Source organism: Epibacterium sp. ABV4_022, assembly GCF_056159345.1.
In genome coordinates, this window is the sequence record NZ_JBSWVA010000003.1 from 82,845 (window position 1) to 103,958 (window position 21,114).

The window sequence follows — 21,114 nt, forward strand, 5'->3', positions numbered from 1 at the left end:
TTTAGTTCTCTCCCCGTTGTTCGTCGGCTTCTGTCCGCGCGGCCTGGACTTCGCGGATGCGGTCTGGCCAGGTGGACCGGATGAAGGCCAGGATGTTGTGAATTTGCTGGTCGGTCAGCACGTCTGCGAAACCGGGCATGCCACTGTCGAATTCGACGCCCTGACGCGCCAGAAGCGCCGCACCCCCCAGTTTTGTGTAATCGAAGAGCAGGCTGTCAGGATGATGCCAGGTGTGACCCGTCTCATCATGTGGTGGTGCTGGCAGGCGCCCATCCGCGCCGGGCGTTCGCCATTCCGGCTGGCCTTCCAGACCCGCGCCATGACAAGACGCACAGTTTTCTGCGTAGAGCAACGCGCCTTCTTCGATGTCGTAGCTCTCCGCCCTGGACGCGCTGCCGACATCCGAGGATGCACTGGTCGAGAGCCAATACGTGAAGGCGGCTGCTGCGACAGTGATCGGAAGGGACCAAACGAGATATCTCATGTGACCCGTATCCAGGTTGTCATGCCAGATGCGGCGTGGCTGAGCATGTGGCAATGGAACAGCCACTTGCCGGGATTGTCTGCCGTAAAGGCGATCTCCCGGGACTCGTTGCCGGCCAACAGGATCGTGTCCCGCATCGGCCCGAACGCGCCGTCGGGGCGCAGCTCGCGGAAATGCATCCCGTGCAGGTGCATCGCATGTGGGAAAACGGTCTGGTTCTCGATCTTCAGGCGCACCGGCTCGTTCAGGGATAGACCGGCCAGTGGCGTGTAGGTCATTTCGGCGACATCATTCAGGGCCCAGAATTTGCCCGCTTGGGCAAGCTGACGGAATCCAAGACGTTCCCCGCCAAGCAATGCGGACTGCATTCGCCCCATTGCCCCGCCGGACATGACCAGTCGCAAATCACGCGCATCGGCAAGGTCCGGGGCGTGTGCCGCGGGGTTCGGCGGCAACGGCAGTGGCTTGCCTCTTGGTACTGAACTGGCTGTGCCGTTGACCAGAAAACTCACCAACGGGGTCAGTTGATCATCATCGCCGATGCGAAGCAATTGGGCGGTGCCGCCTTCGTCTTCGGTCACATCCACAATTAAGTCGACGCGCTGTGCCGGGCCGAGGATCAACTCGCCGTCAACCGACTGGGGTTGGCCGGTTGGCATTCCATCCACGGCCACCGTCCAGCCACTGAATCCAGAGAGCCTCAGCGGGAAAATTCGAGCGCTTGCTGCGTTGATGATCCGCAAGCGAATGCGCTCGTTGCGCTGCGCGGGCAAGGTCAGGTCATAGCGCCCGTTGGTCGTGATAAAGTTGCCGGTACGTCCACCGTGGCTCATCATCATGGGCTGTTCGAAATTGTCGAACAGCTGCCCGCTCTCAGGGTCGAGCAACCAGTCCTCCAGAACGATGACTTCCTCGCGGTCGATGTCCGGTCCATCGACCTCTTCGACGATCAAGGCACCGCGCAGACCACGCGCGACTTGCTCGTATGAGCGATTATGCGCGTGATACCAATAGGTGCCCGCGTCCGGTACGACGAAGTCGTAGTCAAAGGTTCCACCCGGCGCTACGGCCTCTTGGGTCAGCCCTGAAACGCCATCCATCGCGTTGTCGATCCGGATTCCGTGCCAGTGAACCGAACTGGGATCGGGTACCTCGTTGCGAAACCTGCGACGCACCCGATCGCCTTGTGTGACCCTGATTTCCGGGGCCGGAACGAGGCCGTCATAGCCCCAGATCTCTGTTTCCGGGTAGGTGTCCGGAAGAAGCTGTCGACGTGCAACCTTGGCAATCAGGTCCTCGAACGGGGTCGCGGCAAAAGCCGACTGCGGGATGGCCGCCGCGCAGGCCGCCAGTGTTGCATGGCGCAAGAAATCCCGACGTGTTTGTCTCATTTCGATCCTCGAGAAAGCGGGGGCGTGTTGCCCCCGCGTGGTGTTAGTTCGACGCGGGGTTCTCCGCCTCGACCGTGTCCTTGTTCAGCAGGAAAAGCGCCATCGCTTCGCGATCGGCAGGTGTCAGAAACCGAGTTCCCTCGCGAACCACTTCCGCCATGCTGCCGCCGAAAGCATCGCCCGAAGGGGTGATGCCGGTCTGGAGCGCATAAGCGAGGTTTGAAACCGTCCAGTCATTTTTGACCAGGTCTTTTGGCCGTATCGCGGGGGCCTTGCTGCCACCGGGAAGCTGGGCGTTGCCTGCAAAGGAAGCACCGATATCGCGGCCTCCCGCAAGATTGCGCGGCGTATGGCAGGCTCCGCAATGTGCCGCACCGCGCACCAATTCCCGTCCTCGATTCCATGCGTCGCTTCGCCCTTCAATCGGTTCGGTATCCGGATCGTAGAAGAACGCCGCTCGCCAGAGCTTCAGCCCCCATCGTTGGTCGAATGGGAAGCTGACATCATTTTCTGGTGCAGGCTCGTCCACGGGCGGCACGGTTTGAAACGCCGCCCAGAGGTCAGCGATATCCTGATCAGAAAAATCCGCATAGAAGGTGTACGGGAAAGACGGATAGTACGGCGTTCCATCGGGGCCGATGCCTTGCCGCACGGCTTTTGCGAACTGTTCTGCCGTCCATTCGCCCATGCCATGTTCCGGGTCTGTCGTCAGGTTGGGCGGGTAGAACGTTCCGAACGGGGTTTCGAGCGGCGCCCCTCCGGCAAGTGGTGCGCCGCCCGCTTCAAAATTGGTATGACAGGCAATGCACCCACTGGCGCGCGCCAGATATGCGCCCCGGTCGACATTGCCCTCTATTGCAATCGGAGTCACTGCACTGCCGACAGGCCATGCAATCACGACGCCGAGGCTGGCCGCGCCCAGCACGGCGGCCCCGCTGACGAGTGTCAAGAACCGGCGCATGGTCAGTCTTCTTCCGCCCGGAAGCGTTCATGGCATGCGGAACAGACCTGGGTCGTCATCGCGAATGCTGCGTCGGCGGGCATTTCGGCAATGGCGGCCGCATCCATCATGTCGCCTCGGCCCATCATCGTGCTCCCGCCCATCATGGTTGTATCGCCTCCCATCATGGATCCGCCGCCCATCATCGAGGCGCCATCCATGGAGGTATTGCCGCTCATGCCGCCCAATCCATTGTCGGCTGCGCGTTCCAGGCCCTCAGAGTATTCTTCCAGCTGACTTGCCAATGCCGCGAAGCGCTCCCAGTCGGTCCACACCTCGTCCTTGGCTTCCGAGGGCATGCCCCCTGTGCCCTCTGGGAACAGCTTTGTCATGCTCTCACCGGCGTGCTGCTGGAACAGGCGCGCGGCATCGCGCACTGTTTCTGCGTCATAGGCCGTTTCGCCCCGCATCATCGGGGCTACGGTTTTGACTGCCTTTCCCATGGCGGCCATGGCATCCATGCGTTCCTTTACGATGCCCGTGGCACCGCTATGCGCAAATGCCGCGACCGCGGTTCCTGCAATCAACACTGCCGCTGCGATAGTCGTCTTTTTCATGTCTTCGATCCTTTAATGGGTCTGCTCTAAGAGGGGTGTGAAATCAGACCCACTTCCGTGGGGGTGGAGGATCGCTGTCGGGGCGCAATTCGGTTCGTTGGGTCGCGCCGTCTTGCATGACGGCGTTCATAAAATGAGGCTCGTAAACCACCGTTTCTGGGAACAACAACGCTGCCGGAACAGAACAGTCGAGTCCCGGATGACAGTGACCAGAGGTCTCGCTCGTAGATGGCCCCACATTTTCATGACTGTGTGATTCTTGCGCCAAAGACGCTCTATCATGGAACGCTGGTGCCTCAGGGACACCGAGAACCACAAGGAACAGGCCAAAAACGATCGACAGGATCCATCTGTTCGTCTTCGACCAACGCATCAGTTGATCCCGTTGGCCCGCTGTAGTTCTCGGACATAGGCAGCCACCATCTTGACGTCTCCTTGGGTCAGCCCCTCGATCTTGGGCATATTACCGAATTTCCAGTGATGCGCACGCACGCCATTTTGAGCGGCCAGAACAAAGGCCATGTCTGAATGGTGGCTCGGCTCGTAAATCTTGTGCACAAGAGGCGGGGCAATCCCGTTTTGTCCCGCTGCGTTTGCTCCATGGCACTCGGAACACTTAGCCTCGAATATGGTTTTCCCAATCGTGGCTTGCTCCGAGAATTCTGCCGGCAGTTGGACCTGAACGATTGGGTCGCCTGCTTCTATGCTACTCGTGTCAGGAGGCGTCATGGAATGACCCATCGCTGTATCTTCCGCAGAATCTTCCGCAGAAATGAACTGCCAAGTTGCAACTCCCCCGCCAGCTATAACTACGGCTCCAATAAGCGCGGTCAATTTGTCCATGCCTGTATCTTCCGCCTTGTCTCTTGGGTCAGATGAGTTTGACTTGAGTGCCGACGGGCACCCGCTCGTAAAGCTCTTCAACCTGTTCGTTGAACAAACCGATGCAGCCATTTGATGACCGACGGCCGATTTTTCGCGTGTCCTGTGTTCCGTGGATACGGTAGTATTGCCAGGACAGATACAATGCGCGGGTACCCAGAGGGTTGGCAGGATCGCCTCCCTCGACACGTGCCGGCCATTCTGGATTGCGTTCCCGCATGGAGGGCGTCGGCGCCCAGCTGGGGTTTTTGCGCTTTTCCACGACTTCGGTATAACCGCGTTTTGTGAGTTCATCGGTCAGAGGAACGGATGTCGGATAGATCCGCATTGACCCATCTGCTGTCCAATGCTGCAGAGCCCGTGTTTCCGTGTCCGAGATAATGATACCCTTTCCAAGCGTATCGAAATGGTCTTGCCAGTCATGAACTCGGAAAGAAGAGATATTGCGGCGAATGACTTCGGCCCGAACCACGCTTGGGGCAGCCAAAGCAACCGCCGCCAAACCAAATAGGCGTCGTCGGTTAATCTTGTTATTCGGCAAAGACGTCATGACACACTCCCAGCCTCGGTTTTGTCACACGTCTTTTACGCGAGACCCGGCATCTGGCAACCTGACAAGGCCGCGAGAAGTGTATCCATTTGTATCCTTGACCTTACCCTGCTGGAGGGTCGCAAATGACGCCAGGAACGAGACAAAGAGGGTGTCATGGACGACGAAAATCCCAAGAATAAGCCGATTACAGACAAGCTCATGCATTACGGAATGATGGCGTGTTGCATTGTGATGCTGTTGCCCGTGATCGGTTTTTTTCTCGCTGGCGGAACGCTTGCGGGTATGTGGGGCAATGCATCGGCTTTCGCCCCGCTCCTGTTGTGCGTTGGAGCGCATCTTGTGATGCATAGATTCATGGGGAAATCGTGCCATTCCGACAAGGCAAACGATACTATCGAGGAAGCGCCCGAGCCCATAAGTTCCGTGATTCCTAGCGTCGCCCGCAACAGGCAGTGATGTGCGAGGGAAAGCAAAGGTATTCGTATTGCTGTTGATGGTTACATTACTTGGAGGTTGCGCGGGAAGCCTTGCAGACTGCCTAGATCTGAAGGCTATCGTGTCCACGAAGCAAGCGTCAGACCTTCTGCCGGATGGGTGTCGAACCCTTTCATCTTCTGCGACTGGCGTTGCGCGAATTGTCTGTGCGGACGGTCGTCAGGGTTTTGCCACAGGTGGACTTTGACGCAATTTCCGCCGTCCTGGCGAAATCTGCGGAAAATATGGGAAGGAAGCAGGTATCTTGATCGATTGCCTTTTGATCCTGCGACGGGTTTTGCTTATTCCCTTCGTGCTCCTGGCCCTTGTCTCTGGAAGTGTCGCGGCAGCAACCTCTGCTGAATACCAGAGCGCGCCACTCACCGCGCATCTCATTAGTGTACAGGACGGCGTTCCCGAGAACACACAGACTCTGTCAGCCGGGCTTCACCTTCAACTGAACGAAAACTGGAAGACCTATTGGCGGTCGGCGGGCGAGGTGGGAATACCGCCTTCGGTCGAATGGAGCGGTTCCGAAAACGTCGCAGATGTCGAATTCATGTGGCCCGCCCCGACGCGCTTCACCGCCTTCGGCATCGAAAATTTTGGTTATGCGGGTGAAGTCGTCTTTCCGCTGCGCATAACGCTCAAAGATCCCGGCGCACCTGTGACTCTTTCCGCGCAGGTCAAACTGCTGGTGTGCTCCAATGTCTGTGTCCCGGAAGAGTTTGACCTGTCACTTCGCCTCGGACGGGGCAACGTCATCGACAGCACTTCGGCTGGGCTGATCGGTACGTTTTCCGAGCGCGTCCCCGAAGGGGCCAAGACGAGCGGCGTCAGCGAGGCAAATGCCTTCATCGACGAAGACCTCACGGAGTTGATCGTCAGCCTTCGCGTCGATGAACCACTCCAGTCGCCGGATGTGTTTCCCGAACTGGGTATGGGTGTTGCGCTTGGCAAACCCGATATCCGTTTGGGAGAAGAGGATCGTTTGCTTTGGGCGCGCTTGCCGATCCTCTCGTCGAATACGGATGTGACAGTGGCTCCGTCGATTACCGTCACCGACGGCGAGAACCGGGCCTTCACGATCATCGCGGATCGCGTGGCGCAAGGAATAGCACCACCCTTTGAACTGGCCGCCACGACACCGGACATGATGGAACTGATCTGGATTGCCGTGATCGCGCTGCTGGGCGGATTGATCCTGAATGTGATGCCCTGCGTGCTGCCGGTGCTGTCCATCAAGGTGTCGTCTGTGCTCAAACACACCGATCACGACACAACCCGTGTCCGGTTCGGTTTCGTCGCTGCCAGCGCCGGCATCATGACGTTCATGTGGGGTCTGGCGCTCGTCCTCTGGGCGCTCCAGACGGCAGGCCTCAGCGTCGGGTGGGGTTTGCAGTTTCAAAGCCCGCTGTTTCTTGCGGCGATGATCGCTGTCCTGCTCGTCTTTTCGGCAAATCTGTTCGGAGCGTTCGAGTTCGCCCTTCCACACGGCATGCAGACGCGGCTTGCAGGGGCCGGAGGACGCAACGGGTATTCCGCCGACTTTTTCACTGGCATGTTCGGTGCCGTCATGGCGACGCCTTGTTCGGCACCGTTCCTCGGCACCGCGGTGGCCTTTGCTTTGGCCGGGCGTGGCGTGGACATCCTCATCGTCTTTACGAGCCTCGGGCTCGGCCTCGCCCTGCCCTATCTCGTCATCGCCGCGTTCCCGCGTCTGGTCGCATTGATGCCCAAGCCTGGTCGATGGATGCTGATCATCAAAAGCGTCATGGGGGTTTTGTTGCTTGCAACCGCCGTGTGGCTGTTCTGGGTGCTCGACGGTGTCGCCGGGCTTGCGTCTGTCATCGCGGTCGCGGCGTTGTCCGGTCTCGCCGTTCTGATACTATCTCTCCCGAATGTGCAGTCCCAATTCAGGTGGTCTATTGCCATAGCCAGCCTTGTCCTGGCCATTGCCGCAGGTCCTCTCTTGCAGCAATCAGCACCTGCGCGTTCGACGCCGCAGTTGGCAATGGCTTGGATCGCATTTGATCGTTCGGAAATAGCGAAACGCGTGTCCGCAGGAGAGGTCGTTTTTGTCGATGTGACCGCTGACTGGTGTCTGACTTGCAAAGCGAACAAGACACTTATCATCGATCGGGAGCCAGTCCGGAGCGCGCTTGAAGCGCCTGGAGTCACGGCGATGCAGGCAGATTGGACACGCCCGGACACGCGCATTTCCCGCTACCTTGAGAGTTTCGGCAGATACGGCATCCCCTTCAATGCCGTCTACGGACCATCGGCACCGAACGGCATTGTGCTGTCCGAATTGCTAAAAACCGAGGACGTGATGAACGCCTTGGCGCAAGCCAGTGGTCGGGATGTTTCCGCAAAGGTTGCCGGACAGGAGTGACTTGCTCGACCGGGACACCGAGCAGTAGTCAGCCGCCGAGCCGCTCAAGCGCGGCACGGACCGCCGCACGCCGAGGATCACTGGCGGGCTGCTGCTCCAACAGCGCTTCAGCCTTGCGGTAGGCCTCAACGGCGCGATCGGGCTCCTGAAGGACGGTATAGGCATTTGCCAGCCGCATCCAACCATCCAGATCGTCCGGTTCATCCTCAAGACGCTCGGCCAGCCGCGAGACCATCGATCGGATGAACTCCGCGCGATCCGCGTCATTCATCTCCGACGCCGCCGCGACATCTGCGGCACTCGGGCCTGGTTGCGACGTGGGCCCGCTGGGTAGATTGACGACCGGAAGGTCAGCTGCCGCTGCAATCCGGTTGATCTGCGCTGCATAGGTCTCCATCCAGGGAACGTAAGCCTCTTCCTGATTCAGTCGTGAAACAAGCAGATCGTAGGCCTTACGCGTCTCTTCTTGCTGAAAGTAATACAGAGACTCGAAGTAGGTTGCCGCAGGATTGGATGGGTCAAGGTCCAAAGCGCGATCAATGGCCAATTTCGCCCGTGGAATAACAACGCCGTCATTGGCAACCGCGACAGCCTCTGCCAGCATGGAGAATGTCGCGGAGGTGGCATCCTCCCGTTCGGCAACGACTTCGAAGGCTTCGACGGCATCGGCTGCTCTGCCCATGCGCTGATAGGTCTGGCCCAACAGCATCCACCCTTCGCTGGGGCCGCCGGTCGGATCGGATATAAGCCTTTCGCGAAGTTGTATTGCCAGCGCCGTCACTTCATCAGTCTGTGCGCGCTCCTCTGCACGGGCAGCGAAGGCCATTGAAGGCACCTCCGGCGATCCCATTGTCAGATAGTAGCCCGCGGCAATAACCGGCGCGAGGACCGCCGCGACAACAAGAGTGCCTCTGCCACCACTACGGGACGATCCGGCTTTTGCTTCCAAATTGCGGGTCGTCGCGAGGATCCGTTTCTTGATCTCGAGTCTGGCTGCTTGAGCTTCTTGTTCAGAAATCAAACCGCGGTCCATGTCTCGTTCGATTTCCTGCATCTGATCGGCGAGGATGGCCGGTACCGCATCTCCTCTGGTGAGAGTGTTCGATTTGGACAGCAGCAGCGGGTAGAGGACTATTCCGATCGCGACCAGCGTCAGAAGACCGAAAATACCCCAGATCATGACGCATCCCCCGCTTCGTTTTGTCTGAGAATCTCGGACACGGTGTTCTCATCCTCCGCGCCCAAATCTTCAAAAGCCTCTTGCTTTCGCCGACTCATCAGTACCCCGCCACCAACGAAAACCCCGATCAGAACGAAAGCGATCGGCGCAAACCAAAGCGCGTAGGTCGCAGGCTCCAGAGGCGGTTTGAGCAGCACGTAATCGCCGTACCGCGCCCGAATGTACTCGATCACCTGGGTGTCAGTGTCTCCTGCGACCAGTCGCTCGCGGACAAGAAGGCGCAGGTCCCGGGCCACACCCGCGTTGGAGCTGTCGATGTCCTGATTCTGACAGACGACGCATCGCAGATCCTTGGAGATCTCCCGTGCACGTTGTTCCAATAGCGGGTCAGTCAGCATTTCGTCCGGTTCGACGGCGTTGGCAGCAAAGGGAAGCGCCCCGATGCACAATGCGAAAATCAGCTGTCTCATGATCCTGCTCCGTTTGGCAGCGCGCCTGCTTGCGTCAGGGCTGTAGTGAAACGTTCAACAGCGTCCGGACCCACAACTGGCCCGACATAGCGAAACAAAACGGTGCCATCGCCATCGACGATGAAGGTCTCCGGCACGCCCGAGAGTCCCCATTCGATCCCGGTGCGGCCCGACAGGTCGGACCCGATCCGCTCGTAGGGATTGCCGAGGTCATTGAGCCACTTCACGGCATCCTCAGGTTTGTCTTTGTAGTTTATTCCGAACAACCGCATGCCGTCTCGTTCGACAAATCTTGTCAACACGGCATGTTCCGCGCGGCAGGGCACGCACCAGGACGCAAAGACATTGACCACGACCGGTCGTTCGTTGCCGACAAGATCGCTTCGGGCCAGGCCGGGTGTCTCCAACCCCGGCACGGGATCGAGGTCGAACGCCGGGGCCGGTTGCGAGATGAGGACGGAGGGGATTTCGTTCGGATCCCGGTCGGGATTGAGCCCCCAGAGGAAAAACCCCCCGAATATGACTGCTGCAATAAACGGCAGCCCGGCGATGAGACGTTTCATCTTCTCTCCTACTCGGCAGGAACAGCGTCGCTGGCAGGCTGTTTGGCGCGGCGCGGCGCCCCGACCCTCAAGCGGCGATCCGACAAGGAAAGACAGCCGCCGATCACCAGCAGGATCGAGCCAATCCAGATCAGGTTGACGAGCGGTTCATAGAGGATCCGCAGGGTCCATGCTCCGGCGTTGTTCACTTGATCCGAGGCTGGCGTTGCAATCGACGTGTAGAGATCGCCCGCAAGTGTGGACCGGATCGCCGATTCCGTCGTCTGGCTTTCCGCGACCGGGTAATATCGACGTTCCGGGAACAGTGTCGTGACCAATTCGTCATCCCTGCGGACCACAAGGGTGCCGCGATCCGCAATGTAGTTCGGCCCTTGAACCTGCGCGGCGCCTTCGAAGGTGATGTCGAACCCGGCGATCGCAACTTCGGTCCCTGGAGCAGCAAAGACGATCTCTTCACTCTTCCAAGCGCTGGAGCCGATCATCCCCATCATCAAAATGGCAACGCCGGCATGGGCAAGCGTCATGCCGTGAGACGCCCGTGGCAGGTTGCGCGCCCGTCTCGCGCTCTCAGCAAAGGAAACCTCGAACAGACGGATGCGTAGCGCCCATTCCCGTAAAGTCGCCAAAAGCAGCCACGCAGCGCCGAGGATGGCAAGATAGGCCATGATCGGCCCACCGTTCAGAAGATACCACGCGGCCAAAGTTGCGATGACAGCCAGCACGGCTACGAACCGAATGCGATCGAGCAACCCAGCGATATCGGCCCGTTTCCACGACAGGAATGGACCGAGACCCATGAACACCACCAAAGCCAGCATCATCGGGATAAATGCGGCATTGAAGAAAGGTGGACCCACCGAGATCTTGTCCCCGGTGACAGCCTCCAGGATTAGCGGATAAAGTGTTCCGAACAGGACTGTTCCGGTAGCGGCGGCAAGAATGAGGTTGTTCACCAGCAGCCCGGCTTCGCGGCTGATCGGGCGAAACAGACCGCCAGGCTCCATTTCGGGCGCCCGCCAGGCGTAGAGCGCCAGCGACCCACCGATGGACACGGCCAGCAGACCCAGAATGTAAAGCCCGCGCTCTGGATCGACGGCGAAGGCATGCACGGATGTAAGCAGGCCCGACCGGACGATGAACGTCCCGAGCAGCGAAAGCGAGAAAGTCAGGATGGCAAGTAGGATGGTCCAGCTTTTGAACGCGTCGCGCTTTTCGGTGACGATGGCGGAATGCAGCAGCGCCGTGCCCAGAAGCCAGGGCATGAAGCTCACGTTCTCGACCGGGTCCCAGAACCACCAGCCGCCCCAGCCCAGTTCATAATAGGCCCACCACGATCCAAGAGCGATACCTGCCGTAAGGCTGACCCACGCGGCCAATGTCCACGGGCGGACCCATCTGGCCCAGGCCGGATCGACGCGCCCTTCCAGAAGAGCCGCAACGGCAAAGGAAAACACGATGGAGAAGCCGACATACCCGAAATACAAGAGCGGCGGGTGCATGGCGAGACCCATGTCCTGAAGCAACGGGTTGAGGTCATTGCCGTCGAGCGGCGGCGGAAACACCCGCTCGAAGGGGTTCGACGTCAGCAGCAGGAAGGACAGGAAGCCGACGCTGATCCACGCCTGCACCGACAAGGTGCGCGCCTTGGTCTCGGCGGGGATGTTCGATCCGAACCAGGCGACGCCCGCGCCGAACACCGCGAGTATCAGGATCCAGAGCAGCAGCGAACCCTCATGGCTGCCCCAGGTCCCGGCCACCTTGTAGAGCATTGGCTTGAGCGAATGGGAGTTCTCGACGACGTTCCTGACGGTAAAATCGCTGACGATGAAAGCCTGCATCAGCGCTGCGAAGGCGATGGCCACAAACAGCACTTGTCCTATTGCCGTCGCCTGGGCGGATTTCATCCAGACGGCGTTTCCACGCGACGCACCTGCAATCGGCAGAACGCTTTGAACAAGCGCAAGCGCAAGCGCGAGGGCCAGTGCGAAGTGACCAATTTCCGGGACCATGGCGTTCTTTCCTATCCAGTGTCGGTGGGCGTCGCGTCGGACGGCTTTGGCGTCCGCGGCGGGGTCTATTCGTCGAGCGTTGCTTTGCGGCGACGGAACTCTTCTTCGTCGATTTCCCCATTCGCAAAGCGGCGCCGGAGCGCTTCCTGCGCGTCCGAGTCCGGGGGACGGGTGCCATTGTCCCGCAGCCTGAGCACCAGAAACACGATCAATGCTATCACGACGCTCCAGAAGGCGAGCATCATGAAGCCGCCCATAAAGCCATAGCCTCCGCCCCACATGTGACCTGTCCAGGAGTCGGGTCCATCAGCTCGCGCCATGCTGGCGGGCAAGCTGGACAGTAACATTGGAAAAAACGTCTTCGGTTTCATCTGTTTCTCCTTTCATTTCTTGGTTTTCATCCAACGGAATGGTCACGACTGCGCGCAAGCCGACACCGTGCCGGTTGACCAATCCAATATCCCCGCCATGGGATTGGATGATTGTCCGCGCGATGGAGAGCCCTAGTCCGTAGCCACCCGTTTCAAGCGACCTCGATTGCTCCAGCCGATAGAAGGGATCGAACACCTTTTGCAATTCATTGTCCGGAATGCCCGGGCCGGTGTCATCGATGTTGAGCACTAGGTTCGCGTCTCGGACCGCCCAGCTGATTTGGGCGCCGCCACCGTAGCGAACGGCATTTTCCAGCAGGTTCCGAAGCGCCCTGCGAAACGCGTTGGGTCGAAGCCGCACGGAAATATCGTCGCTCAGGCCAAACGAGCAGTGTGCCGACATATCGCTGCACAAGCTTTTCAGGAAGTCGCGTAGATCCACCACTTCGGACTCTTCGGATCCGGTCAGGCCTCTAGCAAAGGTGAGCGTCGCTTCGACCATGGTTTGCATCTCCTCAACCGATGCAATGAGGCTTTCGCGAGTCTCTGCATCGTCAACCAGTTCCGCGCGGACCCGAATGGCGGTGAGCGGCGAGCGCAAATCGTGCCCGAGGGCTGCGAGCATCCGTGTCCGATCACTGACAAACCGGGTCAGCCGGATTTGCATGCGATTGAAGGCGACAGTCAGGTCCCTGACTTCGGTCGGCCCTGCAATTGCCAGCTCCGGCACATCCTCGCCTCGGCCGAGATGGTTGGCGGCTTTGGACAAATTCCGAAGCGGACGCGTCAGGCGCGTCATGACAAACCAGATGATGGCCACCAGAAGCAGTCCAGCGGAGATCCCGAAGGTCAGCATCGAATAAAAAGGCCACTGGATTGGTGGCCGCTCGAACCGCGTTCCAATATTCAGCCAACGCGATCCCTCGATCGCGATCGACAAGTTCATTTCAACCGCTGTCAACTCCCCACGCATCATTGCGAGATGCATTTCTGTCATTTCATCAGAGAGATTGGGCAAGGGTCGCAACTCGCCCTCGACCTCATGCAACTCAACACGAATATCCCGGCTGTAGCTGTCATCCATCAGGGCGCGTATGCGTCCCTCTACGATGCCGCCGTCGGAATGGCCGGTGTGTTCGACACTCGGGGTACTCGATAGATCAAAACGGATAAGAGGTGAATTTGCCGCTCGAAGGATCGATTGATGCAAATCCCGCGGCGCCTCCTCGATCAGCCGTGCGACATTCGCCGCTCGACCGGCGGCTTCAAAACCCAAAGCCGCCCGGATAGCCAGGCTGCGCTCATCTGCGAAGAGGAAAAGGCTGATTGCCTGGGCCACGACAAGCGCGGCGACCACAAGCAGGATCAACTGTCCGCTCAGAGAGGCCAACGCACGGCGCATCATATCGCATCCTCGACATCGGCCGCCAGACAGTACCCACCATTTCGCACTGTCTTGATGACGCTTGGTCTTAACACATCCGGCTCGATCTTGCGGCGAAGACGGCTGATTTGATTGTCAATTGTGCGATCCATGGGACCGGCGCTCCGACCGGCGGTCAGGTCAAGCAACTGGTCACGACTGAGCACCATCCTCGCTCTCTCAAGCAGGACCGCCAGCAATTTGAACTCGGATGTCGTCAATGGCGTCTCGGTGGCGGAGCCGTCGATCAGGACCTGTCGGTCGGTATCCAGGATCCAATGCGCAAAACTGACTTTCCGTCCAGCCAGACTTCCGGCCAAGGGTTCATCGCGGTTGCTTCTTCTGAGAACCGATTTGATCCGGGCGAGCAGTTCTCGCGGATTGAAAGGCTTGGCCAGATAGTCATCAGCGCCGATTTCCAGACCCACAATACGATCTGTTTCCTCACCAAGCGCCGTAAGCATAATTATCGGAAGATCACCTTTGGGCGCAAGGCGTCGGCACACCGACAGGCCATCCTCTCCAGGCATCATGACATCGAGCACGAGCAGGTCGAAATGGCCGGTCACGAGTTTCGCATCCATTTCCACGGCGTCTTTGGCGACTGTGGTCCGCATCCCGTTCTTCTCCAGAAAGCGCGCGACGCTTTCGCGAATCTGAGCGTGATCATCCACGATAAGGATATGAGGTGGTGGTCCCATGGCGTCCTTCCTAAATCATAGTCGTTTCATGTTTCAGGGGCAGAATTGTAGCTGTTTGTATCAGGTCAGTCCCTTGCTACACATGGATACAAATCTAAACCTGCACCGCGCGGCACTCCCGGGTAGCGTCGTGCACGTGGCCCGTGACGCATAGAACCGCAACCGATCAAACGATGAGGTTTTCGAACATGGCTGATTTGAACCGGCGCCGCTTTGCCCTGGGTGCTCAGATGACGATATTGGCCGTAATGGCATCGCCGGTGATGGCGCAGTTCCGATCTGTTTGGTCGGCAGAGACTGCCTTTGACGCGCTTCAGGCGGACACGGCTCGGATCATCGATGTCAGAACGCGCGACGAGTGGCAAGAAACCGGTGCAGGTGCCGGGGTCTGGCCGATCAGCATGCACGAGACCGGCTTTCCGGACCGCTTGTTCAAGGCAAAGGAATTAAGCGGTGATCGTATCGTTGGACTGATCTGCGCGACGGGCGGACGCTCTGCTTCCTTGCTTCGCGCTTTGAAACAAGCTGGTTACTCAGGCTACGCTGATATCTCGGAGGGGATGCTGGGTTCAGGCGACGGAAAAGGCTGGATCGCATCGGGCTTGCCAACCGTTCAGATCACTGTCGCCCTGAAGGGGCTGCCCGCCGAATTGGCCTGACCCGCGAAGGCCTGACGCCCGGTTGTGAAAAGAGCCTGATATATGGTCAATTTGATCTGGTTGAGCAGTAAGGCGGGTCTGGTCGAATGACCGTATCGATGGCGATGCTTGTTGGAACATGCGCTGCGGTTCTGATGGGAATTGTCCATCATTACGCGCTGTCGGGCATCCTGAGGTTTTCTCCGCACCGGTCGGAGGGATCGGGATTGCGGATCATCCTCACATTTTCCGTCCTGTTGCTGTTCCACGTTCTGGAACTTGTCACGCTTGCCTTGTTCAACGCGATGGTGGTGGAAAACTTACTGCCGCAATCGTTCGGCAATAGCCCGCCGCTGTTTGAGGATATTCTCTATGTGACAGGCATCTCCTTTTCGACTCTTGGCTATTCGTCCCTCGAGGTGGCGGGGCCCTTTCGGCTATTGCTGATGCTCCAATCGCTTTTGGGCTTCATGTTGCTGACTTGGTCGGCGACGTTTCTTTACTCTGCTTGCCAGCAAGTCTGGCAGCAGGCGAAAGATACCCAATGACAGCCACCCGGATTGAGCGGGTAAGCCAGCGCCTCAATGCGCGCCTGTCCGAATATCCCTTGACCTTCCAGTAGCTGGAATCCCTAGGTACCAAGCTATGGCACAGATAATCGAAAAAACCGGCGATCCCGCATCCCGACATCGCCACAGCGATATCATGAAATTTCCCGTGCGGATCGGTGCGTTCCTGGTCCTGCTGTCATTGCCGGCTCACCTGTTTCTGGATGAGAGAACCTCGGTGGCTCTTGCTTCGATCACGCTTGCGTTGATCGGTGGCGCCTATATTGGCTTTGGCGCCGCGGACGGCAATCCCCGCGTGTTTTGGGCAGAGCTCGCCGTCGCTCTTTTGTTCGCCTTGGCGGCGTTCTTGGGGCTGATATGGCATTGGGCCTTCCTCCCGTTGGGATTGGCCCTGCACGCCTTGTGGGACATCTTGCACCACAAGTCTCGCCGTCTCGCCAGCGTTCCGAACTGGTACATTCCGTTTTGCGTTGCCTTCGACCTACTCGCAGCGGCCTTTTTTATCCTGCTTTATGGCGTGTTTTGAACCGTGAAGTGGCGTGTACTTCTTCTTGCAGTGATCTCTGTCGGAACTGTCGCCTTGGCATTCCCGGATGTCTTCGGCATTGATATTCGCCTGCCCTCTCGCGCGGAAATCGACCGCTGGATCGAGGCCGCAGGTCTTGCCGGTCCAATTGTCATCGTCGCGCTTATGACACTCGCTATCGTGGCGAGCCCACTGCCCTCCGCGCCCATCGCTCTCGCTGCCGGAGCCGCCTATGGACATACCTTTGGAACGATACTCGTCGTTCTTGGCGCGGAACTCGGCGCGCTTATCGCCTTTGGTCTGGCGCGCAGCCTGGGCCGACCGTTTGTTGAGCGTCATCTCGGTCAGAAGATAAACACGGGGCTGTTCGGGTCGCAGAACATGCTGACATTTCTGGTCTTCGGCAGCCGCCTGCTGCCATTTCTGTCCTTCGACATGATCAGTTACGCTGCCGGTCTGAGCAAGCTGCACCTTTGGAGGTTCGCGCTGGCCACAATGGCCGGGATTATCCCGGCGAGCTTTCTCCTCGCTCACACGGGCAGCCAGGCGATGAACGGAGATACCCGCACCGCCACCTGGACCGCGCTTGCCCTCGGTGCCTTTACCGGCCTGTCGGTTCTCTTCGCCGCGACGCGAAAGACCGGCAGACAACGGAAGGAGAGTTGACATGGCCAGTCATTCTCAAGTGGCTTTGAAAACATACGAGGTCAAAACATGACCGAGACGATCCTTGGTTCGGAACCGGCCATTCGCCTGACGGTGTTCCTCGGCGTCCTTGCGGCCATGGCGCTGTGGGAAATCGCCGCTCCTCGTCGTCGGCGCGACATTCCGCGTGTCATCCGGTGGACCAACAACATCGCGCTTGTCGTGATCGATACGGCAATCCTGCGTCTGACCTTTCCGATTCTGGCAGTGGGCCTCGCAGTCACCGCCGAAGACCGTGGCTGGGGTTTGTTCAACACCGTGGAGGTCCCGTTCTGGGCGGCTGTGCTCGTCTCAATGCTGCTGCTCGACATCGCGATCTACCTGCAGCATGTGATGTTTCACGCCATTCCTGCGCTCTGGCGCCTGCACCGCATGCATCATGTGGACCTCGAATTCGATGCAACGACCGGCCTGCGCTTTCATCCAATCGAGATCCTGATCTCGATGGTGTTCAAGCTCGCAGTCGTCGCTGCCCTGGGACCCCCTGCCGTCGCGGTTTTGTTGTTCGAGGTGATCCTGAACGCCACGGCCCTGTTCCACCACGCCAATATCAGTCTGCCGCCGTCCGTCGACCGCTGGCTGAGGTGGATTATCGTCACCCCCGATATGCACCGCGTCCACCATTCGGTCGATCCGCGGGAAACGAACTCGAATTACGGTTTCAACCTGCCTTGGTGGGATCGGCTTCTCGGGACCTATGTCGCGCAACCTGCGAAGGGACACACCGGCATGGAAATAGGTATCGAGCAATTTCGGACGACGCGAGATTTGTGGATCGACAGAATGCTGGTTCAGCCGATCCGGGGACCAGCAAGCGGATATGCGCTCGATATGTCCGGGAATAGCGAACCGCAGTCCGAACAGGCGCTCGACTCCCAGTCCGATAAGACCAATATTCCAGATACCGAAGAAAAGGATTGATGAATGATACGACGCACCTTTCTACTGACCGGCGCTGCCGCCACAATCGCGCTTCCGGCCATGGCCGATACCGCACCGGCCATAAAGGTTGTCAAATCCCCGACCTGCGGATGCTGTACCGCCTGGGTCGATCATGTCCGGCAGGCCGGATTCCAGGTCGAGGTCCAGGATGTCGAGCAGGACGCCCTCTATGCGCTGAAAGACAGGCTCCAGATCGCGCCGGAACTGGCCGGTTGCCACACCGCCGTGGTGGGCGATTATTTCGTCGAGGGCCATGTGCCGGCAGAAGACATCGCCCGGCTTCTCGCAGAGCAACCGGCGGCGCGCGGGCTCACCGTGCCGGGTATGCCGATGAGTTCCCCCGGCATGGGTGGTCCCGGGGCCGGTGATACGTTTGATACGCTGCTTGTCGGGCCCGATGGCGCGACATCGGTCTTTGCCAGTCACAGCTAGGCCAATCGGTAGGTCCCACGGGACGGGTTTGTGACCCGGCCCGCCTCGACAAGCGCCCGCAGCGCACGGTAGGTCGCCTCATGCGTCAGCTGGAGACGGGCGGCAAAGTCGACGACTGTGCCCTCCAGAAGACCCGTAACGATCCCCGCCATCACCCGATCCTCGGCGCGGCGGATGCCGACAATTTCAATGATCTGCTGTCGCGTTGCCCTTTAATCTGAGACGCGACGCGTTTGGGGGAGTGGACAAAACATGGGGGTCATGCGGCGCGTTTTCTGTTTGCGACGGTCAGCCGACCATCGAGAACTGCGGCCCTTGTGACGGCTACTCGGTGAGCCCCTTTGGGCGACCACCGCATCCTTCTGCGCTTTCCCATGCGGGCATTGGCAATGTCATCGACTGATCCTTCGGCACGAGATGACGAGATGGGCAGCCCGTTACGGTACCGTCGGCCATAGTCGACAAGGGATTCCATGTTGTTCGCGAGATAGGTGTACAGTGTCCCGCATCGGGCCTGCACACGAGCGGCAGCGGTGCGGACAGCCAAAGGTTCTTCCGCAAGGCGGGTGCAATCGTGCATGAGCCCTTTCAGATAAGTTTCCGCGACCCGTGCTCTGCCATGCCACAGCCACCAGCGAAGGCTTTTCGCGGGGCGCTGGAACAGCACCGGAATTCCAGTGAATCCCGGTATCTGGACCAGACCCTGAACGGCGGCCTCGACATGTCGAATACGCATCGAGATGTGCCACCAGTCGAGGATATGCTTCACCTGGCCGTCGCCACCCATGGCATTCCGTATGAGGTTCGGGAGAGCAAGCTCGCCATCAGAGATTACCGTCAACAGACGGCCCGGCTTCCATCCAAAGTCTGACAGCTCTTCTCGCATCCGGCTGCCTGGCGATGCCGTCGCATTGGCGACCAAGCCAAATCGTCGGCACATATTGCGACTTTCAATCTTACCGACCACAAGATCCAGGTGTCGCTGCTGATACTCCGGTCGACAGCGGATATGCGCACCGTCCAGAAAAACCGTCAAACCCCCTTTGGGAAGTGCTTCAGCGGGATCGCCTGATGCCCTTCGACTTTTCTCGAGCCCCGCGGCTACTCTTCCCAACCGGTCACGCACCGTGGTGTGATGGGGCGGATGGCAGGGGAGGAAGCTTTTCATCAGCCGCGCGGCTTCGCGAAAGGAATGCCGGGACCCGAGTTCCGCATGGAGCCGCTGCAGCTCCGGGGTAGCCCGGTCAGGAAAGAAATAGGCCAGCGGAGAAATAGGTCCGCCTGGCATCGCCGCTGACCTGGCATCACACGAACAGCGGCGCAAGCGCGCGGCTTTGACCCGAACCCGCCCAAAGAGCGTGTCGAGATCGCGCGTGCGATAGTCATGAATGGCACGAACCGAGGCGCAATCCGGGCATACGCGGCTTTCTCGGATGATTTCCTCAACCTGATCGCAAAGAATTGCCCGCTGAATCTGTTCGACAACCCTCTTCCCATCCTCGAGGCGCAACCCGATCCCGTCTGGACAGGTCACCCGGTAGGGTCGTGAAATGCCGTCAAGCTGATGAGTGCGCTTCTCCCCGTTGTCGAAGGTAGTTTCGATTGTAATCCGTACGTCCATGGCAGCCCCACACGCAAAGAACTCACCTTAGCACGGGCCGCAACGACGAAGATGACCCCCATGTTTTGTCCACTCCCAACCTGTCCTTCAATCGCTTCATCAAGAAGCCGAGAAATGCTCCTCTGTTCGTTGACAGCATCGCCTCCGGATCAGTGCTTTGTGAACTGGTATTTAGGGGCGGCTGGTTGGTAGACTTGTCCATAGTCTTGCTCCCTCTGTTTAAATCGGTCCAACGTCTCTTGCAGTGCTAACGTCAAATTCCGCTTGATAAGTGGACACCAACGCAGAAACTGAGTTTTATTGGACCCATCAAATACCTCAGCTGGTTTCACTTTCTGGGTTGATCCATTAAGTACTCGGCCATGGCTGCAAGATCTGCGGTACTGAGAAACTGGGTTCCATGTAAAACGACTTCTCCCATGGCGTTGCCAAAGGCATCCCCGGACGGGGTAAGACCGGTCTTTAATGCATAGGCCAAACTGTCCGCGTCCCATCCTTGATTCATAAGCGACGCTGTGTCGATCGCAGGCGCTTTACCTCCACCTGGGATCAAGTCTGAACCAGCGAACTTCTCCGTTTTTTCCTTGCGCCCTCCAGCCAAGTTGCGCGGTGTGTGACACGCACTGCAGTGAGTCGCTCCTTCGACCAACCATTTGCCACGATTCCAACTATCGCTTTTGCCCTCCACAGGTTCCGTATCAGGGTCGTACATAAATGCTGCGCGCCACAACTTTAGACCCGCACGCTGATTGAACGGAAACATCATATTTGGCGCGATAGAAGGTTCCGCCACCGGTGGCACAGTTTGGAATGCCGCCCAGAGATCCGCGATGTCCTGATCTGAGAAGTCCGCATAGAACGGATAGGTGAAAGCGGGATAATAGGGCTCTCCCTCCGGGGATATGCCCTGCCTTACCGCGACTGCGAACTGGTCGATTGTCCAATCCCCGATCCCGTGAACAGGATCTGTCGTTAGATTTGGCGAATACAATGTGCCAAATGGCGTCTCCAGAGCTATACCACCTGCCAGAGGAGCGCCGCCCTCTGGGTTGGTATGGCAAGCGATGCAGCCGGATGCTCTCGCAAGATAGGCTCCATTCTGAACATTGCCGTCCAGAGTCGCCAGTGAAGGCGACGGAGTTCGGGAAATCGGCCAAGCAGCGAGCCCAAGAAAGCCGATCACCGCAAGGGCGGCAAACAAGCCAAGGCCAATAGATAAGCGCTTCAT

General features: G+C 58.8%; 24 protein-coding genes. 8 read left to right on the plus strand and 16 right to left on the minus strand.

Features of this window, described 5'->3' with window-relative positions; genetic code table 11:
- Window position 1: 1 nt before the first annotated feature.
- The 6 genes from ACXAF5_RS20155 to ACXAF5_RS20180 form a co-directional block, all read right to left on the minus strand.
- A complete protein-coding gene (locus ACXAF5_RS20155; protein WP_007803408.1) occupies window positions 2–484 on the minus strand; it encodes a c-type cytochrome in 483 nt (160 codons plus the stop codon).
- Window positions 481–1,875 (minus strand): multicopper oxidase family protein, encoded by a 1,395-nt coding sequence (locus ACXAF5_RS20160; RefSeq protein WP_474947980.1) that lies wholly within the window; start codon window positions 1,873–1,875, stop codon window positions 481–483. Before ACXAF5_RS20160 ends, ACXAF5_RS20155 begins: the two co-directional genes overlap by 4 nt.
- Before the next feature lie 43 nt (window positions 1,876–1,918).
- The gene (locus tag ACXAF5_RS20165) at window positions 1,919–2,836 is read right to left on the minus strand and encodes a c-type cytochrome (RefSeq protein ID WP_007803405.1); all 918 of its coding nucleotides are present in this window, start codon (window positions 2,834–2,836) and stop codon (window positions 1,919–1,921) included.
- Between the two features lie 2 nt (window positions 2,837–2,838).
- Window positions 2,839–3,432: a c-type cytochrome gene (locus ACXAF5_RS20170; RefSeq protein WP_474947981.1), complete on the minus strand. Its 594-nt coding sequence runs from the start codon at window positions 3,430–3,432 to the stop codon at window positions 2,839–2,841.
- Between the two features lie 372 nt (window positions 3,433–3,804).
- Entirely contained in the window at window positions 3,805–4,275 is a 471-nt protein-coding gene (locus ACXAF5_RS20175) for a c-type cytochrome (protein WP_046212138.1), read from the minus strand.
- Window positions 4,276–4,303: 28 nt separating this feature from the next.
- Window positions 4,304–4,864, minus strand: coding sequence for a L,D-transpeptidase (locus tag ACXAF5_RS20180; RefSeq protein ID WP_474947982.1), 561 nt, complete (start codon window positions 4,862–4,864; stop codon window positions 4,304–4,306).
- Between the two features lie 156 nt (window positions 4,865–5,020).
- On the opposite strand from ACXAF5_RS20180, the gene ACXAF5_RS20185 reads away from it, so the two are divergent.
- Together ACXAF5_RS20185 and ACXAF5_RS20190 are read left to right on the plus strand one after the other, a co-directional pair.
- A complete protein-coding gene (locus tag ACXAF5_RS20185) occupies window positions 5,021–5,323 on the plus strand; it encodes a DUF2933 domain-containing protein (protein ID WP_007803398.1) in 303 nt (100 codons plus the stop codon).
- A gap of 283 nt (window positions 5,324–5,606) precedes the next feature.
- Window positions 5,607–7,736, plus strand: coding sequence for a protein-disulfide reductase DsbD family protein (locus ACXAF5_RS20190; RefSeq protein WP_474947983.1), 2,130 nt, complete (start codon window positions 5,607–5,609; stop codon window positions 7,734–7,736).
- Window positions 7,737–7,764: 28 nt separating this feature from the next.
- On the opposite strand, the gene ccmI is transcribed toward ACXAF5_RS20190, so the two are convergent.
- The 7 genes from ccmI to ACXAF5_RS20225 form a co-directional block, all read right to left on the minus strand.
- Window positions 7,765–8,916: a c-type cytochrome biogenesis protein CcmI gene (gene ccmI, locus ACXAF5_RS20195; RefSeq protein ID WP_474947984.1), complete on the minus strand. Its 1,152-nt coding sequence runs from the start codon at window positions 8,914–8,916 to the stop codon at window positions 7,765–7,767.
- Window positions 8,913–9,386: a cytochrome c-type biogenesis protein gene (locus ACXAF5_RS20200; RefSeq protein WP_058239070.1), complete on the minus strand. Its 474-nt coding sequence runs from the start codon at window positions 9,384–9,386 to the stop codon at window positions 8,913–8,915. The genes ccmI and ACXAF5_RS20200 overlap by 4 nt, the downstream gene beginning before the upstream one ends.
- The gene (locus ACXAF5_RS20205) at window positions 9,383–9,949 is read right to left on the minus strand and encodes a DsbE family thiol:disulfide interchange protein (protein WP_046212144.1); all 567 of its coding nucleotides are present in this window, start codon (window positions 9,947–9,949) and stop codon (window positions 9,383–9,385) included. The genes ACXAF5_RS20200 and ACXAF5_RS20205 overlap by 4 nt, the downstream gene beginning before the upstream one ends.
- A gap of 8 nt (window positions 9,950–9,957) precedes the next feature.
- Window positions 9,958–11,958 carry a heme lyase CcmF/NrfE family subunit gene (locus ACXAF5_RS20210; protein WP_046212145.1) on the minus strand — a complete coding sequence of 667 codons (2,001 nt, stop codon included), beginning with the start codon at window positions 11,956–11,958 and terminating at the stop codon, window positions 9,958–9,960.
- 65 nt (window positions 11,959–12,023) lie between these two features.
- Window positions 12,024–12,329 (minus strand): SHOCT domain-containing protein, encoded by a 306-nt coding sequence (locus ACXAF5_RS20215; protein ID WP_223229242.1) that lies wholly within the window; start codon window positions 12,327–12,329, stop codon window positions 12,024–12,026.
- Window positions 12,265–13,731: an ATP-binding protein gene (locus ACXAF5_RS20220; RefSeq protein WP_474947989.1), complete on the minus strand. Its 1,467-nt coding sequence runs from the start codon at window positions 13,729–13,731 to the stop codon at window positions 12,265–12,267. Before ACXAF5_RS20220 ends, ACXAF5_RS20215 begins: the two co-directional genes overlap by 65 nt.
- Window positions 13,731–14,453: a response regulator gene (locus ACXAF5_RS20225; RefSeq protein WP_046212146.1), complete on the minus strand. Its 723-nt coding sequence runs from the start codon at window positions 14,451–14,453 to the stop codon at window positions 13,731–13,733. The genes ACXAF5_RS20220 and ACXAF5_RS20225 overlap by 1 nt, the downstream gene beginning before the upstream one ends.
- 188 nt (window positions 14,454–14,641) lie before the next feature.
- Here ACXAF5_RS20225 and ACXAF5_RS20230 point away from each other — a divergent pair, with 188 nt between their 5' ends.
- From ACXAF5_RS20230 to ACXAF5_RS20255, 6 genes are all read left to right on the plus strand, one after another.
- A complete protein-coding gene (locus ACXAF5_RS20230; RefSeq protein ID WP_274836177.1) occupies window positions 14,642–15,112 on the plus strand; it encodes a rhodanese-like domain-containing protein in 471 nt (156 codons plus the stop codon).
- Window positions 15,113–15,198: 86 nt separating this feature from the next.
- On the plus strand, window positions 15,199–15,639 hold the full coding sequence (locus ACXAF5_RS20235; protein WP_274836176.1) for an ion channel: 441 nt from the start codon (window positions 15,199–15,201) through the stop codon (window positions 15,637–15,639).
- A 97-nt stretch (window positions 15,640–15,736) separates the two neighbouring features.
- The gene (locus ACXAF5_RS20240; protein ID WP_274836175.1) at window positions 15,737–16,186 is read left to right on the plus strand and encodes a DUF6010 family protein; all 450 of its coding nucleotides are present in this window, start codon (window positions 15,737–15,739) and stop codon (window positions 16,184–16,186) included.
- Window positions 16,187–16,189: 3 nt separating this feature from the next.
- The gene (locus ACXAF5_RS20245) at window positions 16,190–16,852 is read left to right on the plus strand and encodes a TVP38/TMEM64 family protein (RefSeq protein WP_274836174.1); all 663 of its coding nucleotides are present in this window, start codon (window positions 16,190–16,192) and stop codon (window positions 16,850–16,852) included.
- Between the two features lie 48 nt (window positions 16,853–16,900).
- The gene (locus ACXAF5_RS20250) at window positions 16,901–17,812 is read left to right on the plus strand and encodes a sterol desaturase family protein (RefSeq protein WP_274836173.1); all 912 of its coding nucleotides are present in this window, start codon (window positions 16,901–16,903) and stop codon (window positions 17,810–17,812) included.
- A gap of 3 nt (window positions 17,813–17,815) precedes the next feature.
- The gene (locus ACXAF5_RS20255; protein WP_274836172.1) at window positions 17,816–18,265 is read left to right on the plus strand and encodes a DUF411 domain-containing protein; all 450 of its coding nucleotides are present in this window, start codon (window positions 17,816–17,818) and stop codon (window positions 18,263–18,265) included.
- Here ACXAF5_RS20255 and ACXAF5_RS20260 read toward each other — a convergent pair.
- The 3 genes from ACXAF5_RS20260 to ACXAF5_RS20270 form a co-directional block, all read right to left on the minus strand.
- The gene (locus tag ACXAF5_RS20260; protein ID WP_274836171.1) at window positions 18,262–18,417 is read right to left on the minus strand and encodes a hypothetical protein; all 156 of its coding nucleotides are present in this window, start codon (window positions 18,415–18,417) and stop codon (window positions 18,262–18,264) included. The genes ACXAF5_RS20255 and ACXAF5_RS20260 overlap by 4 nt on opposite strands.
- 107 nt (window positions 18,418–18,524) lie before the next feature.
- Window positions 18,525–19,886: an ISKra4 family transposase gene (locus ACXAF5_RS20265; protein WP_040182552.1), complete on the minus strand. Its 1,362-nt coding sequence runs from the start codon at window positions 19,884–19,886 to the stop codon at window positions 18,525–18,527.
- Window positions 19,887–20,214: 328 nt separating this feature from the next.
- Window positions 20,215–21,114 (minus strand): c-type cytochrome, encoded by a 900-nt coding sequence (locus ACXAF5_RS20270; protein WP_474947985.1) that lies wholly within the window; start codon window positions 21,112–21,114, stop codon window positions 20,215–20,217.

Excerpts from the sequence above, each read along its gene's own strand:
- ACXAF5_RS20240 (WP_274836175.1), top strand. The coding sequence starts at position 15,737 with ATGGCACAGATAATCGAAAAAACCGGCGATCCCGCATCCCGACATCGC.
- ACXAF5_RS20180 (WP_474947982.1), bottom strand. The coding sequence starts at position 4,864 with ATGACGTCTTTGCCGAATAACAAGATTAACCGACGACGCCTATTTGGT.
- ACXAF5_RS20175 (WP_046212138.1), bottom strand. The coding sequence starts at position 4,275 with ATGGACAAATTGACCGCGCTTATTGGAGCCGTAGTTATAGCTGGCGGG.
- ACXAF5_RS20155 (WP_007803408.1), bottom strand. The coding sequence starts at position 484 with ATGAGATATCTCGTTTGGTCCCTTCCGATCACTGTCGCAGCAGCCGCC.
- ACXAF5_RS20170 (WP_474947981.1), bottom strand. The coding sequence starts at position 3,432 with ATGAAAAAGACGACTATCGCAGCGGCAGTGTTGATTGCAGGAACCGCG.
- ACXAF5_RS20165 (WP_007803405.1), bottom strand. The coding sequence starts at position 2,836 with ATGCGCCGGTTCTTGACACTCGTCAGCGGGGCCGCCGTGCTGGGCGCG.
- ACXAF5_RS20160 (WP_474947980.1), bottom strand. The coding sequence starts at position 1,875 with ATGAGACAAACACGTCGGGATTTCTTGCGCCATGCAACACTGGCGGCC.
- ACXAF5_RS20260 (WP_274836171.1), bottom strand. The coding sequence starts at position 18,417 with ATGGCGGGGATCGTTACGGGTCTTCTGGAGGGCACAGTCGTCGACTTT.
- ACXAF5_RS20215 (WP_223229242.1), bottom strand. The coding sequence starts at position 12,329 with ATGAAACCGAAGACGTTTTTTCCAATGTTACTGTCCAGCTTGCCCGCC.
- ACXAF5_RS20270 (WP_474947985.1), bottom strand. The coding sequence starts at position 21,114 with ATGAAGCGCTTATCTATTGGCCTTGGCTTGTTTGCCGCCCTTGCGGTG.
- ACXAF5_RS20205 (WP_046212144.1), bottom strand. The coding sequence starts at position 9,949 with ATGAAACGTCTCATCGCCGGGCTGCCGTTTATTGCAGCAGTCATATTC.
- ACXAF5_RS20230 (WP_274836177.1), top strand. The coding sequence starts at position 14,642 with ATGGCTGATTTGAACCGGCGCCGCTTTGCCCTGGGTGCTCAGATGACG.
- ACXAF5_RS20220 (WP_474947989.1), bottom strand. The coding sequence starts at position 13,731 with ATGCGCCGTGCGTTGGCCTCTCTGAGCGGACAGTTGATCCTGCTTGTG.
- ACXAF5_RS20225 (WP_046212146.1), bottom strand. The coding sequence starts at position 14,453 with ATGGGACCACCACCTCATATCCTTATCGTGGATGATCACGCTCAGATT.
- ACXAF5_RS20210 (WP_046212145.1), bottom strand. The coding sequence starts at position 11,958 with ATGGTCCCGGAAATTGGTCACTTCGCACTGGCCCTCGCGCTTGCGCTT.
- ACXAF5_RS20200 (WP_058239070.1), bottom strand. The coding sequence starts at position 9,386 with ATGAGACAGCTGATTTTCGCATTGTGCATCGGGGCGCTTCCCTTTGCT.
- ACXAF5_RS20235 (WP_274836176.1), top strand. The coding sequence starts at position 15,199 with ATGACCGTATCGATGGCGATGCTTGTTGGAACATGCGCTGCGGTTCTG.
- ACXAF5_RS20250 (WP_274836173.1), top strand. The coding sequence starts at position 16,901 with ATGACCGAGACGATCCTTGGTTCGGAACCGGCCATTCGCCTGACGGTG.
- ccmI (WP_474947984.1), bottom strand. The coding sequence starts at position 8,916 with ATGATCTGGGGTATTTTCGGTCTTCTGACGCTGGTCGCGATCGGAATA.
- ACXAF5_RS20255 (WP_274836172.1), top strand. The coding sequence starts at position 17,816 with ATGATACGACGCACCTTTCTACTGACCGGCGCTGCCGCCACAATCGCG.
- ACXAF5_RS20185 (WP_007803398.1), top strand. The coding sequence starts at position 5,021 with ATGGACGACGAAAATCCCAAGAATAAGCCGATTACAGACAAGCTCATG.
- ACXAF5_RS20265 (WP_040182552.1), bottom strand. The coding sequence starts at position 19,886 with ATGGACGTACGGATTACAATCGAAACTACCTTCGACAACGGGGAGAAG.